Below are 14358 nucleotides of genomic sequence, written 5' to 3'. Positions count from 1 at the left end.
TGTAAACGCATTCAGAAACTGTTATTAATTTTATGAATAAAGGTGATAAAACATGAAACCAAATATCGGCATTGTTAACGCATTAATTCGACTTACGCTGGGCTTTACCCTTCTTTCTTGGACAACATCTCGTTTATCTCGCAGACCGTACAAAGATTCATACATCTTCTTAGGGTTAATGGGCGCTTTAAAAGTTGCAGAAGGCATCACGCGTTTTTGTCCCCTTACGTACGCATATGATTCATGTCAAAAACATGATGAACATGAACACCATCCAAACGGAAACGAAGAAACGTATAATCCTTCATAAGGTAAAAAGGAGAGCCGGAGCTCTCCTTTTTTATTTTAAAGCTGCTTTTGCTAATGCACGATGGCCGATGTCTTTGCGATAGAAAAAGCCTTTTTCTACATCGATATGAGCCATTTGTTTGTATACTTCTTGCTGCGCTTCTTGAAGGGTTGCTCCTTTGGCACCTACTAATAGAACGCGGCCGCCGTTTGAAACGTATGTGTCGTTTTCTAAAGCTGTACCAGCGTGGAAAACAAGCGCGTCTTCACTAATCGCATCCAACCCGTTAATTGGCGCACCCTTTTGATAATCTTCTGGGTAGCCTGCTGCTGCTAATACGATTCCGATAGCCGCTTCGTCATCCCATTCAATTTCTACTTTTTCTTCTTTCAAAATGCGAAGAAGCACATCGACTAAATCGCTTTTCATACGCGGCAGTACAACCTGTGTTTCAGGATCTCCAAAACGCGCATTAAATTCAATCACTTTTGGTCCTTTTTGTGTTTGAATCAGACCAGCATATAGAATTCCCGTATACTCACAGCCTTCTTCAGCTAATCCTTTAGCCATTGGAAGTAAGATGTTTTCTACAGCCTCTTGTACTTCTGCATCACTGATTTGCGGAACAGGAGAGTAAGCTCCCATACCTCCTGTGTTCGGACCTTGATCGCCGTCAAAAGCACGCTTATGATCTTGTGCAATTACCATTGGATATACGTTTGTACCGCGTACAAATGCCATTAATGAAAATTCTTCACCATCCAAAAATTCTTCTACAACTACTTTTGCACTTGCTTCTTTAAATTTTTGGTCAACTAGAAAATCACGTAATGTATCTACGGCTTCTTCTACTGTTAAAGCAACAGTTACACCTTTACCAGCTGCTAAGCCGTCTGCTTTAATAACAATTGGAGCGCCTTGCTTTTCCACATATGCTTTTGCTTCCTCGTAAGACGTAAATGTTTCATACGCTGCGGTTGGAATATCATACTTTTTCATGAGCTCTTTTGCAAAGCTTTTGCTTCCTTCAATCATCGCTGCTTGTTTGCGCGGTCCAAAGACCGGAAGACCTTCTTGTTCGAATCGATCAACAATGCCTTCAATTAGCGGATTTTCTGGTCCAACAATTGTTAATCCAATCTTATTTTCTTTTGCAAACTGCACAAGCTCTTCTTGGCTGCTTTCATCGATTGGTACAATCGTTGCCACATCTCTCATGCCTGGGTTTCCTGGTGCTACAAACACTTCTTTAACAAGTGGACTTTTTGAAGCTTTCCATGCAATTGTATGCTCTCTTCCGCCTTTTCCAATAACTAAAACATTCACGTTCTTCACCTCATTAATGTTTAAAATGTCTTACGCCTGTAAATACCATTGCAATGCCGTATTCATCTGCTTTTGCAATTGACTCTTCATCACGAATTGATCCGCCTGGCTGAATAATAGCTGTGATTCCTGCTTTAGCTGCTGCTTCTACTGTATCGCCCATTGGGAAGAAAGCATCTGAACCTAAAGCTGAACCTTGTGCTTTTTCACCAGCTTGTTCAATTGCAATTTTTGCAGCGCCCACGCGATTCATTTGACCAGCACCTACGCCAATTGTCATGTCATCTTTTGCAAGTACAATAGCATTAGACTTAACATTTTTAACAACTTTCCATGCTAATTTTAAATCTGCCCACTCTTTTTCTGTTGGCTCGCGTTTCGTTGGAACAGTAATCGTTGCATCATCAAATCCAAATACGTCTTCATCCTGAACAAGCACGCCGCCTTTTACAGACGTTAAGAAAGCTTCTTTTTCTGCTTTTTCATCAAGCTCTATCGTTAGTAAACGAAGGTTTTTCTTAGCTGTTAATACATCTAATGCTTCTTGATCGAACGCAGGAGCAATGATAATTTCTAAGAAAATTTCTTTTAACTGAATAGCCGTTTCACGGTCGATAGGACGGTTAGCTGCTACGATGCCGCCAAAGATAGATGTAGGATCCGCTTCGTATGCTTTTTGATAAGCTTGAGCAATTGTTTCACCCACACCTACACCGCAAGGGTTCATATGTTTGATCGCTACGATAGCCGGCTCTTTGAATTCTTTTACGATTTGAAGAGCTGCGTTTGCATCGTTGATATTATTGTATGATAACTCTTTTCCATGCAGCTGCGTAGCTGTTGCAATAGAACCTTTTTGTGTTAACGGCTTTTTATAGAAAGAAGCTTGTTGGTGAGGGTTTTCTCCGTATCGTAAGCCTTGAACACGCTCATACGTTACTGTTAATTTCTCAGGAGTTGTTTCACCTGTAATATTTGTTAAGTATTCAGCGATTAATGCATCATAAGCTGCCGTATGACGGAATACTTTTGCTGCTAATCGTTGGTTGGTTTCAAATGAAACATTGCCATCTGCTTTTAACTCTTCTACTACGGTTGCGTAATCGCTTGGATCTACTACAACTGAGACAGAACGATAGTTTTTCGCAGCTGAACGAAGCATTGTAGGTCCACCGATGTCAATATTCTCAATCGCTTCAGCAAGCGTTACATCCTCTTTTTCAATTGTCTTTTTAAATGGGTATAAGTTTACAACTACAAAGTCGATTGGCGAGATATTATGCTCTTTCATTTGAGCTTGATGCTCTTCATTATCGCGTAACGCTAATAAAGCACCGTGAACGTTAGGATGCAATGTTTTTAAACGGCCGTCTAAAATTTCTGGGAAACCAGTTACTTCAGAAATTCCGATAACGTCAATGCCGTTTTCTTCTAGGGTACGCTTTGTACCGCCAGTTGAAATAATTTCTACTCCTAAGTCCTTTAATTCTTGTGCAAATGAAACAATACCTTCTTTATCAGATACGCTAATAAGCGCGCGTTTTGCTGTCATTTTGTAAACTCCTCCTGATCCGATCTCTCATTTAAAATCTTTCTTCCACTACTACTCTACCATAGTAAAGGATTAAAACTTTTTTGACAAGGTTACATCCTATTTATTTAACTGCGGCTTGTTCAAATAATTCATTCAGTACCGCGGGATAAAATTGATGTTCAATTTCATGAATACGGGCCTCAACTGTTTCTCTTGTATCGCCTTTTTCAATGCGAATAGCCTGCTGGTCAATAATTGGTCCTGTATCCATGCCTTCATCTACAAAATGCACGGTAATTCCAATCACTTTTACTCCTGCATCAAAAGCTTGACCAATAGCATCAATCCCAGGAAATGCAGGTAACAGCGAAGGGTGAATATTAACAATACGATTTTTGTATGGCTTAAGCAACGTCGAACCAACTAATCGCATATATCCTGCTAAAACAAGAAATTCTACTTTAGCTGATGTAAGCTCTGCAAGAATTGCTGCTTCATACGCTTCTTTATTTTCATAGTTTTTAGGCGAACAAACAAAGCATGGTATTCCACATGCTTTTGCTCGTTCAATTACGTATGCATCGGGTTTATTGCAAACAACAAGCGCGATATTTGCTTTTAATCGACCTGACTGAGTTGCTTCGTAGATGGATTGAAAATTACTGCCGTTTCCAGAAGCAAACACTGCAATATTTATCATGCAAACGTCCCTCCAGCAAATTCAACACCTGTTCCTTCTTTGACACGTCCGATAACAAATGCTTTTTCGCCTTCGTTTTCAATTGCTTCAATGACTTTATTCATATCTTCAGGTTCAACAGCTAAAACAAATCCGATTCCCATATTGAATACTTCGAACATTTCTTTACGGTCTAGCTTGCCTTGCTCTTCAAGGAAATCAAACACGTATGGAATTGGCCAAGAACCGTAATCGATTTCTACACCTAAACCTTCAGGAAGCATACGAGGGATATTTTCAACAAATCCGCCTCCAGTAATATGAGCCATACCTGCAATCTTAGCTGCATGTAATGCTTTTAAAACCGGCTTCACGTATATTTTTGTTGGTGTTAATAACTCAACTCCAAGCTTTTCATTAAAACCAGCGTAAGTTTCGTGAAGATTTAATCCTTGATCATCAACAATTTTACGTACAAGAGAGTAGCCGTTGCTGTGAATACCGCTAGATGAAATACCGATCAACAGCTGTCCAGCTTTAATCTCATCTCCAGTAATAATTTCTGACTTTTCTACCGCTCCTACTGTAAACCCTGCAAGATCATATTCATCTTCTTCGTATAAACCTGGCATTTCAGCTGTTTCTCCGCCAATTAACGCACAGTTGGACTGTTCACAGCCGTCTGCAATTCCTTTTACAATCGATTCAATTTTTTCAGGAACTGCTTTCCCGCAAGCAATATAATCTAAGAAGTAGAGAGGCTCTGCTCCTTGTGCTAAAACGTCGTTTACACACATGGCCACTGCATCCACACCGATTGTGTCATGCTTATCCATTTGAAAAGCAAGTTTCAATTTTGTTCCTACTCCATCTGTACCAGAAACAAGAACAGGCTCTTTTAAATTCAATGTAGATAAATCGAACATTCCGCCAAAGCCGCCGACTGTTCCCATAATACCTGCACGAGCAGTTCGTTCTACGTGCTTTTTAATACGTGAAACAGCTTCATATCCTGCTTCTAAGTCAACTCCAGCTTGTTTATATGAATATGACATGTTGTCACTCCTTTTTTACGTTAAAACTAACAAGTTACCTTTTCATGAGGGTGTACAGTATCTGGATAAATTTCAGTTGGATACTTTCCAGTAAAACATGCCATACACTGTCCGCCGTTGCCTTCATACTGTCTGCCGATTGCGTCTACTAAACCTTCGTTGCTTAAGAAAACAAGTGAATCAGCTTCAATCAATTCACGAATTTCTTCAACAGAGCGCGTAGCAGCAATTAACTCAGAGGATGACGATGTGTCAATTCCATAAAAACATGGATTTTTAATAGGAGGTGAACTGATGCGTACATGTACTTCAGTTGCTCCTGCTTCTCGAAGCATACGAACAATGCGACGGCTTGTTGTGCCGCGAACGATAGAATCATCTACCATGACAACACGTTTACCCTCTACAATTTTACGTACAGGAGACAGCTTCATTTTTACACCTTGTTCACGCAATTCTTGTGAAGGCTGAATGAATGTACGGCCTACGTATCGATTCTTAATTAAACCTAATTCGTATGGAATCCCTGACTGTTCTGCAAAACCAATCGCTGCTGAAATACTTGAATCCGGAACGCCTGTTACAACGTCTGCTTCAATCGGTGACTCAACTGCAAGTTGTTTCCCAAGGTTTTTACGAGCAGAGTGAACATTGATTCCATCAATATTACTATCTGGTCTTGAGAAATAAATATATTCCATACTGCAAATAGCACGGTTTACGTTTAGTGTGAATCGCTCTGATTGAATACCTTCATCATTAATAATAAGTAACTCACCAGGCTCTACATCACGCTCATGAACCGCTCCAACAATATCAAACGCACATGTTTCAGAAGCTACTACATAGGCATCACCTAATCGTCCAATTGATAATGGACGCAGTCCGTGAGGATCAAGTGCAACCATCATCGTATCTTCCGTTAAAATAACGAATGCGTATGCGCCTTTAACCATGGATAAAGCATTTTTCACTTTATCTTTCATATCTTCATAGCCGCTTCGTTTAATTAAATGAGCAAGTACTTCTGTATCAGATGTTGATTGGAAAATACTCCCTTGGTTTTCCAGCTGATGCTTTAATGCATTTGCATTAACCAAGTTTCCATTATGAGCTAACGCAAGGCTTCCGCTATGAGAGCGGAAGTGAAGGGGTTGAACATTTTCAAACCCTCCGCCTCCAGCTGTTGCATAACGAACGTGTCCAATTGCTGCTTTACCGTTTAGTTGCTCTAACTCTCCGTGGCCAAATACTTCGTTAACAAGACCGACGCCTTTCATCACTGTCACTTTTTCTCCGTCTGTTACAGCAATACCAGCGCCTTCTTGTCCGCGGTGTTGCAAGCTATGCAAACCGTAATAAGCAATCTGGCTTGCATTTTCATGTCCCCATACACCGAATACGCCACATTCTTCGTTTAAGCCTTTGATTTCAGCAAGCATGGAAGCGCTCCTTTCCAAGCAGTAGTTAATTCTTCAACTGATAATTGAACAAGAACATTTTCTTGATGTTTAACAGTTAATGTTGCGTCTTCTGTTACGCGTCCTACTAATGTTGCATCTTGTACAAGCATTTCGAATTTTTCTTTATTCTCTGGTGAAACCGTTACGACAAAGCGTGATTGTGTTTCACTGAATAGCTCTGCTGTTGCTTCACCGTCTACCGTTACGTTTACGCCTAACCCGCTGCCGTTCATCACTTTTTCAGCTAGGGCTACCGCGAATCCTCCTTCTGCAATATCGTGAGCAGATTGAACTGCACCTTCACGAATTGCTTGAAGAAGCTGATCTTGACGTGTTTTTTCAACCGCTAAATCTAATTTAGGTGACTGGCCGAATACCGTACCGTTTTCTAGTACTTTTTGAAGCTCAGTACCTGCGAATTCTGCTTCAGCTTTACCAATAACATAGATTAAGTCATCTTTTTGCTTCGCATATTGAGTTGTAATATGGTTGATATCGTCGATTAGACCAACCATTCCAATAACAGGAGTTGGGTAAATTGCTTCACCTTTTGTCTCATTGTACAGAGATACGTTACCGCCGATAACCGGAGTCGATAGCTCACGGCAAGCGTCGCTCATACCGTCTGTTGCTTTTTCAATTTGCCAGAAGATTTCTGGCTTTTCAGGGTTGCCGAAGTTTAAGCAGTCTGTAATCGCAAGAGGCTGTGCACCTGAACATACAAGGTTACGAGCAGCTTCTGCCACTGCGATACGGCCGCCTACTTCCGGGTCTAGGTATAAATAGCGAGAGTTACAGTCTGTTGTCATCGCTAATGCTTTATTTGTATCACGTACACGAACAACCGCCGCGTCAGATCCAGGAGATACAACTGTGTTTGTACGTACTTGGTAGTCATATTGGTTGTAAACCCACTCTTTGTTTGCAATCGTAGGCTGTTTTAAAAGCGTTACTAACATATCACTGTGATTTTCAACAGTAGGAGCGTATGCTGACTGCTCTTGGAACTCACGATAGTATGCTGGTTCTTGAGATGGTTTGTGGTATACCGGTGCATCTTCTGCTAATGCATCTACAGGAACATCTGCTACTACTTCTCCGTTATGAGTTAAACGAAGGCGCTTATCGTCGGTTACGTGACCGACTGAAACAGCTTCTAATCCGTATTTTTCAACGATTTCGACGATTTCATTTTCACGGCCTTTTTCAACAACGATGAGCATGCGCTCTTGAGATTCTGAAAGCATCATTTCATATGGTGTCATACCCGTTTCACGCTGAGGTACAAGATCAAGGTTCATTTCAATACCAGAACCTGCTTTACTTGCCATCTCTGCCGAAGAACTTGTTAAGCCCGCAGCACCCATATCTTGAATACCTACTAAAGCGTCACACTTGATAAGCTCTAAGCAAGCTTCAAGAAGAAGTTTTTCCATAAATGGATCTCCTACTTGTACAGCAGGACGTTTTTCATCTGACTGATCAGATAGCTCTTCAGAAGCAAATGTAGCGCCGTGGATACCGTCGCGTCCCGTTTTTGCTCCTACGTACATAACCGTGTTGCCAACGCCTTTGGCTTGACCTTTTTGAATATCTTCGTGGTTAATTAAACCAACACACATAGCGTTAACAAGCGGATTTCCTTCATATGAAGCTTCAAACTGAATTTCTCCACCTACTGTTGGGATTCCTACACAGTTACCGTAACCTGCGATTCCCGCTACTACTTCCTCAAACAAATGACGAACCTTTGGAGATGTTAATTCACCAAAACGTAAAGAGTTTAAAAGTGCAATCGGTCTTGCTCCCATTGAAAAGACGTCACGAATGATGCCACCTACACCAGTTGCTGCTCCTTGATAAGGTTCAATCGCTGATGGATGGTTATGACTTTCGATTTTAAATACAACGGCTTGGTTATCACCAATATCAACGATACCAGCTCCTTCACCAGGACCTTGTAATACTTTTTCACCCGTGATAGGGAATTTTTTCAGTACAGGCTTAGAGTTTTTATAGCTACAGTGCTCTGACCACATAACAGAGAATAAGCCTGTTTCTGTATAGTTAGGAGTACGACCAAGCAGTTGCTCTACATTCGCAAACTCTTCGTCTGTTAATCCCATATCTCGATATAACTTTTGTTCTTTAATTTGCTCTACATTTGGTTCAAGAAGTAACGACATTTTGTTCCCTCCACTGCTTTACGATTGATTGAAATAATTTAAGTCCGTCCGCGCTTCCTAAAAGATCGCTTACCGCTCTTTCTGGGTGAGGCATCATTCCTAATACGTTGCCTGTTTCGTTCGTAATCCCTGCAATATCTTGAAGACTTCCGTTTGGATTATCACCTGCGTATTGGAAAAGAATCTGGTTGTTTTCAATCAATTTTTGTAACGTATGTTCATCACAATAGTAGTTGCCTTCACCGTGTGCCACTGGAATAGCAATTACTTCATCTTTGCCATAAGCATTTGTAAACATTGTTTCGTTATTAGCTACTTTCAAATTCACTGTTTTACAGATGAATTTTAAGTTTTCATTACGGCGCATAGCACCTGGCAGTAATCCTGCTTCTAATAAAATTTGGAATCCATTACATACACCTAGTACTGGCTTTCCTTGGCTTGCTGCTTTTTTTACAGCATCCATTACATTTGAGAAGCGAGCGATAGCACCTGAACGAAGGTAATCTCCATATGAGAAACCACCTGGAAGCAAGATACCATCATATTGATCTAATGATTCTGTATCGTGCCAAACGTAATCTACTTCTTCACCAAGCTCATCTTTGATAGCATGATACATATCTACGTCACAGTTTGATCCTGGAAAAACAATTACAGCAAATTTCACTGTACGACAACCTCCTCAACCTCGTAACGGTAATCTTCAATTACTGTATTAACTAAAAGCTTTTCACACATTTCTTTTACGCGTTCATCTAATGAATCTGTGCTGTCGATTGTTAGCTCTAAAAATTTACCGATGCGTACTTCTTGAACTTCTTCATAAGACATACGGTGCAATGAATTTTTAACGGCTACTCCTTGAGGGTCTAATACACTTTCTCTTAATGTGACAAATACTTTTACTTTATACATGGTTGGGTTATCCTCCGATTCGCTGTAAGATTTTTTCGTATGCTTCTGTTAAACCGCCTAAGTCTCTGCGGAATACATCTTTATCTAATTTTTCGTTCGTATGAACATCCCAGAAGCGGCAAGTGTCAGGTGAAATTTCATCCGCTAAAATAATGTCGCCTTGAGAAGTACGGCCGAATTCTAATTTAAAATCCACTAAGAAAATGTCTTTATCTTTGAAAAATTTCGATAATACTTCGTTGATTTGAAGTGCTTGTGCCTTTAAACTATCAATCTCTTCTTGAGTTGCAGCCTTAAGGAAAATCGCATGTTCTGCAAGAATTAATGGATCACCAAGCGCATCATCTTTGTAGTAAAGTTCAACGATTGGCTGTTCAAAACGAATACCTTCTTCTACGCCAATTCGCTTCGCAAGGCTTCCTGCTGTAGCATTTCGTACAACGACTTCAAGCGGAACAATTTCTACTTTCTTAACCGCCTGTTCATGATCTGAAAGCTGCTTCACAAAGTGAGTTGTAATCCCTTGCTCATGTAACATTGAAAATAGTAAACTACTAATTTGATTGTTCAGCTGTGCTTTTCCGCTAATCTCTGCTTTTTTCTGACCGTTGAATGCTGTAGCTTCATTTTTATAAGCAACCCACAGTACATCTTGCTCATCAGTAGCGTAAATTTTTTTCGCTTTTCCTTCATAAAGTAACTCTTGCTTTTCCATGCTGTCACCTCTACATACAGAATATTCAGATACACTTTCTTAGATAAAGGCAAGGACGTGCCTTGCCTTTTTTATTAAAGACCTAAACGTTCAAAAATCATATCTACATTTTTTAAATGGTGCTTATGATCGAAGCAATCTTCAATCTCTTCTGGCGATAAGTGGCGAGTAATGCGCTCTTCGCCTTCAATTAAAGAACGGAAAGGAACTTGCGTTTCCCATGCTTCCATTGCTTTTGGCTGTACTAAGTCGTATGCTTCTTCACGTACCATACCTTTGTTAATTAATGTTAAAAGTACACGCTGTGAGTAAATTAGCCCTAGTGTACGATCCATGTTGTGCTTCATGTTGTCAGGGAATACTGTTAAGTTTTTAACAATATTTGCAAAACGATTTAACATGTAATTCAAAGCAATCGTTGCATCAGGTAAGATGACACGCTCTGCCGATGAATGAGAGATGTCACGCTCATGCCAAAGCGGTACATTATCATAAGCTGTAACCATATAGCCGCGAATTAAGCGAGCAAGTCCCGTTACGTTCTCAGAACCGATTGGATTACGTTTATGAGGCATTGCAGATGAGCCTTTTTGACCTTTTGCAAAATATTCTTCAACCTCACGTGTTTCACTTTTTTGAAGACCGCGAACTTCTACTGCAAATTTCTCAATAGATGTCGCAATTAACGCTAGTACTGACATATAGTGTGCATGACGGTCACGCTGTAATGTTTGCGTAGAGATTGGTGCTGGTGAAATTCCTAACTTCTCACATACGTATTTTTCAACGAAAGGATCGATGTTAGCGAACGTTCCAACTGCTCCTGACATTTTACCAAATTCCACTTCAGCTGCAGCACGTTTTAAACGCTCTAGGTTACGCTTCATTTCTTCATACCATAATCCCATTTTCAAACCAAATGTCGTTGGCTCAGCGTGTACACCGTGTGTACGTCCCATCATAACCGTATATTTATGTTCTTGAGCTTTTTCCTTTAGTACTTCTACAAAGCGCTCTACGTCACTTAGCAAGATTTCATTAGCTTGCTTTAATAAATAAGATAGAGCTGTATCAACTACGTCAGTTGAAGTCAAACCGTAGTGTACCCACTTGCGCTCTTCACCAAGCGTTTCAGATACTGCACGAGTGAAAGCTACTACGTCATGACGCGTTTCTAGTTCAATTTCATTGATGCGGTTAATATCAAAAGATGCATTTTGACGAATTAACTTCACATCTTCTTTCGGAATATGTCCTAATTCTGACCATGCTTCGCAAGCTAGAATTTCAACTTCTAACCAAGCTTTAAATTTATTTTCTTCTGTCCAAATAGCTGCCATTTCTGGTCTTGTATAACGTTCAATCATGTTGTTACTTCCTCCGTTCTTTCCCAAATTCCTAGAGATTCGGCTTTTTCTATCGCCTCATCTATCTTATCAGCTAATACCGTGATATGTCCCATTTTTCTCTTCTCTTTTGCAACTTTTTTTCCGTACAAATGTAAGTGCATATCATCTAAACATTCGATTTTTGCCATTGTGTTCTCAATATGTTCCCCTAATAGGTTAACCATCACAGCAGGTTTTAATAAAGTCGGCTGTGCTAGGGTCCAGTTACAAATGGCTCTTACATGCTGCTGAAATTGAGAAAGATCACAAGCATTGATTGAATAATGACCTGAGTTATGAGGTCTAGGTGCCATTTCATTTATATAAAGCTGACCTTCTTCAGTTAGGAACATCTCAACTGCTAATGTACCAACTAAATCTAATCCTTTTGCTATTTCTTGCGCATATTGAAGAGCTTTCGCTTCTTGATCTGCTGTAATACGTGCCGGAACAATCGTTTGGTGCAAAATATGATGCTTATGAATGTTCTCAGCTACTGGTAAACATACCGTTTCGCCTTTTGCATTTCGGTGTACAATAACTGATACTTCTTTATCTAAGTTCATCCACTGTTCTACAATGCATTCCGACTGTGCTAATAGCTCAGCTGCTTCACGAATATTATTCTCATTTTTCACTAGAACTTGCCCTTTACCGTCATATCCGCCTCGGCAAGTTTTTACGACACATGGATAACCAATTGTTTCGACAGCTTTTAAAAGTTCTTCTTCAGTCGTAACGATTGCGTAATCAGGAACGTCTAGATTAAGCTTTGTAATCATTTCTTTTTCTAAACGACGATTTTGTGTAACGGCTAGTAAATGACTGCCTTGTGGCACGTAGCATTTTGTTTCTAGCCATTTCATCATCTCAACATCAACGTTTTCAAATTCATAGGTGATGACATCTGACACTTCAGCAAGCTGTTCAACCGCTTTTCTATCATCATAGTTGCCAATGACTTTAATATCTGCTACTTGACCGCAAGGAGAATCTTCTGTTGGTTCAAGCACTGCAATGTAATAACCCATTTCTTTAGCAGATAGTGCAATCATTCTTCCTAGCTGTCCACCGCCTACGATTCCAATTGTTTTACCAGGAGGTATAAGTAAATTAGACAAGTTGATCACTACTTTCTAACACAGATGATTTAATAGACTCTCTACGATTTTCAAGTTGATCACTTAACGTTGGATCCTGTGTTGCTAAGATTTGTGCTGCTAGCAGGCCAGCGTTCGTAGAACCAGCTTTCCCAATAGCTACTGTAGCTACCGGTACGCCGCCTGGCATTTGAACAATCGATAAAAGTGAATCTAAACCGTTTAAGTTACTTGATTTAACGGGTACTCCTATTACAGGTAAAATTGTTTTTGCGGCAATCATACCAGGTAAGTGCGCAGCACCCCCAGCGCCAGCAATAATAACTTTAATCCCTCGTTCTTTCGCTGTTTCAGCATATTCAAACATATAATCCGGCGTTCGATGTGCTGATACAACTTTCTTTTCATATTGAATATTTAATTCATCTAAAATGTCACACGCATATTTCATAGTGCTCCAGTCTGACTGACTGCCCATTACAACAGCAACTTTTACATTCATGAATAAAAGCTCCTTTTTCACGTTATAAAAAAACCTAGGGTAAGTTATGGCTCACTAAAGGAAAGCCACAACTACCCTAGGTTTCATGTATCAACATTCCTTTTGAAAAGGAATCATGTTTACCTATTTAGTAATTGTACTCTCCTCATAGTCCAATGATTTACGGTCATCGGGTAGAAACTCGTGGGCCATATTCCCACTATTATATGAGGTTTCGGATATCTCAATTGACAACTTAATAATAACAGCCAAACTAGAAAAAAGTCAACCTAAAAATCGAATGTTTACTATTTTTATCATTAAAATGTTCGTATTTAGAGACTTTTCCCTTCGAAAACAATCCGTTGCTTTACCGGAACATAGTCCTTTTTACCATTTATTTCTTTTTCTTCAAAAATAGGCTTTTCCATTCGTCGAACAGGCATATACCCATCTTTTTTCATCCGATCTAAACAACTTGCGATTGTTTCATTTTCTTGTAATTCATACAGTACTTTTTTTGATTTCTTACCCAAAATGCAGCCTCCAGTTCGAAAAAAGTTTCTTACAGCGTCAAAAAGAGCTTTTATAACAAAAATTAAATGAATCCACTATAGTGTAACATAATTTAAAAGTTAAATTCATGCTGTAATTTTTAGAAACAAAAAAGACTAGTCATTGAATGACTAGTCTTTTTATTGGCCTGGCAACGTCCTACTCTCACAGGGACAAAGTCCCAACTACCATTGGCGCTAAAGAGCTTAACTTCCGTGTTCGGTCCGCCGCTAACGTCATAGAAGCAAGCTTCTAATCAGTTCGCTCGACTTGCATGTATTAGGCACGCCGCCAGCGTTCATCCTGAGCCAGGATCAAACTCTCCGAAGAAATGTTTGACTTGCTCATTTAAAAAATAAAAAATTAACGTTGACGTTTGTCGCTTTGTTCAGTTTTCAAAGTTCAACCGTTGCTCTGAAGCAACTTTATTAGTATAACATTCTATTATTTTGATGTCAACATCTTTTTTTAAGATGTTTCTCTCAACTGCGCTGTTCATCAGCGACATTTAATAATTTACCATATATAATATATAGAGTCAATCGTTTTTCTAAAAAAGTTTATAAATAAAAAAGTTAATGAAGTAAACCTTCAGTAAAGTAACCAATTAACCTCTATTACAATAGCAATCTAGCCGCTATGCAGTTTTCTTATCTTACCATAAAAAAA

General features: G+C 39.6%; 14 protein-coding genes and 1 riboswitch. Of the genes, 1 reads left to right on the top strand and 13 read right to left on the bottom strand.

The genetic code is table 11. The features are described from left to right. The first annotated feature begins 52 nt into the window (after positions 1–52). Complete coding sequence (locus tag CEQ83_RS01335; protein WP_016762773.1) at positions 53–310, top strand: YgaP family membrane protein; 258 nt, start codon at positions 53–55, stop codon at positions 308–310. A 30-nt stretch (positions 311–340) separates the two neighbouring features. Here the strand turns inward: CEQ83_RS01335 and purD are convergent, their stop codons facing one another. The 13 genes from purD to CEQ83_RS01270 form a co-directional block, all read right to left on the bottom strand. Then, positions 341–1615, bottom strand: a complete 1275-nt coding sequence (gene purD, locus CEQ83_RS01330; RefSeq protein ID WP_028412528.1) for a phosphoribosylamine--glycine ligase — start codon at positions 1613–1615, stop codon at positions 341–343. A 13-nt stretch (positions 1616–1628) separates the two neighbouring features. Next, positions 1629–3167 (bottom strand): bifunctional phosphoribosylaminoimidazolecarboxamide formyltransferase/IMP cyclohydrolase, encoded by a 1539-nt coding sequence (gene purH, locus CEQ83_RS01325; RefSeq protein WP_025752921.1) that lies wholly within the window; start codon positions 3165–3167, stop codon positions 1629–1631. A 103-nt stretch (positions 3168–3270) separates the two neighbouring features. Further along, positions 3271–3849, bottom strand: coding sequence for a phosphoribosylglycinamide formyltransferase (gene purN / locus CEQ83_RS01320; protein ID WP_014461934.1), 579 nt, complete (start codon positions 3847–3849; stop codon positions 3271–3273). Then, the gene (gene purM, locus CEQ83_RS01315; RefSeq protein WP_028412529.1) at positions 3846–4883 is read right to left on the bottom strand and encodes a phosphoribosylformylglycinamidine cyclo-ligase; all 1038 of its coding nucleotides are present in this window, start codon (positions 4881–4883) and stop codon (positions 3846–3848) included. Before purM ends, purN begins: the two co-directional genes overlap by 4 nt. 26 nt (positions 4884–4909) lie before the next feature. Next, complete coding sequence (purF, locus tag CEQ83_RS01310) at positions 4910–6325, bottom strand: amidophosphoribosyltransferase (protein WP_013055041.1); 1416 nt, start codon at positions 6323–6325, stop codon at positions 4910–4912. Then, positions 6301–8532, bottom strand: coding sequence for a phosphoribosylformylglycinamidine synthase subunit PurL (gene purL / locus CEQ83_RS01305; protein WP_028412530.1), 2232 nt, complete (start codon positions 8530–8532; stop codon positions 6301–6303). Before purL ends, purF begins: the two co-directional genes overlap by 25 nt. Next, complete coding sequence (purQ, locus tag CEQ83_RS01300; protein WP_013055039.1) at positions 8516–9202, bottom strand: phosphoribosylformylglycinamidine synthase subunit PurQ; 687 nt, start codon at positions 9200–9202, stop codon at positions 8516–8518. Before purQ ends, purL begins: the two co-directional genes overlap by 17 nt. Then, entirely contained in the window at positions 9199–9450 is a 252-nt protein-coding gene (gene purS / locus CEQ83_RS01295) for a phosphoribosylformylglycinamidine synthase subunit PurS (protein WP_014461938.1), read from the bottom strand. Before purS ends, purQ begins: the two co-directional genes overlap by 4 nt. A gap of 7 nt (positions 9451–9457) precedes the next feature. Continuing rightward, the gene (gene purC / locus CEQ83_RS01290; RefSeq protein WP_028412531.1) at positions 9458–10165 is read right to left on the bottom strand and encodes a phosphoribosylaminoimidazolesuccinocarboxamide synthase; all 708 of its coding nucleotides are present in this window, start codon (positions 10163–10165) and stop codon (positions 9458–9460) included. A gap of 74 nt (positions 10166–10239) precedes the next feature. Continuing rightward, positions 10240–11532 (bottom strand): adenylosuccinate lyase, encoded by a 1293-nt coding sequence (purB, locus tag CEQ83_RS01285; protein WP_155016972.1) that lies wholly within the window; start codon positions 11530–11532, stop codon positions 10240–10242. Continuing rightward, a complete protein-coding gene (gene purK / locus CEQ83_RS01280; protein WP_013081438.1) occupies positions 11529–12674 on the bottom strand; it encodes a 5-(carboxyamino)imidazole ribonucleotide synthase in 1146 nt (381 codons plus the stop codon). Before purK ends, purB begins: the two co-directional genes overlap by 4 nt. Next, positions 12667–13155, bottom strand: a complete 489-nt coding sequence (purE, locus tag CEQ83_RS01275) for a 5-(carboxyamino)imidazole ribonucleotide mutase (RefSeq protein ID WP_028412533.1) — start codon at positions 13153–13155, stop codon at positions 12667–12669. The genes purK and purE overlap by 8 nt, the downstream gene beginning before the upstream one ends. Positions 13156–13283: 128 nt before the next feature. Further along, positions 13284–13385, bottom strand: a riboswitch (purine riboswitch). An 84-nt stretch (positions 13386–13469) separates the two neighbouring features. Further along, positions 13470–13670, bottom strand: coding sequence for an NETI motif-containing protein (locus tag CEQ83_RS01270; RefSeq protein ID WP_154974148.1), 201 nt, complete (start codon positions 13668–13670; stop codon positions 13470–13472). Positions 13671–14358 lie beyond the last annotated feature (688 nt).

The sequence above is a fragment of the Priestia megaterium genome, from assembly GCF_009497655.1.
Classification (GTDB): domain Bacteria; phylum Bacillota; class Bacilli; order Bacillales; family Bacillaceae_H; genus Priestia; species Priestia zanthoxyli.
Note: the sequence above shows the minus strand (reverse complement) of the source record. Positions and strands in the feature narration are given on the sequence as shown.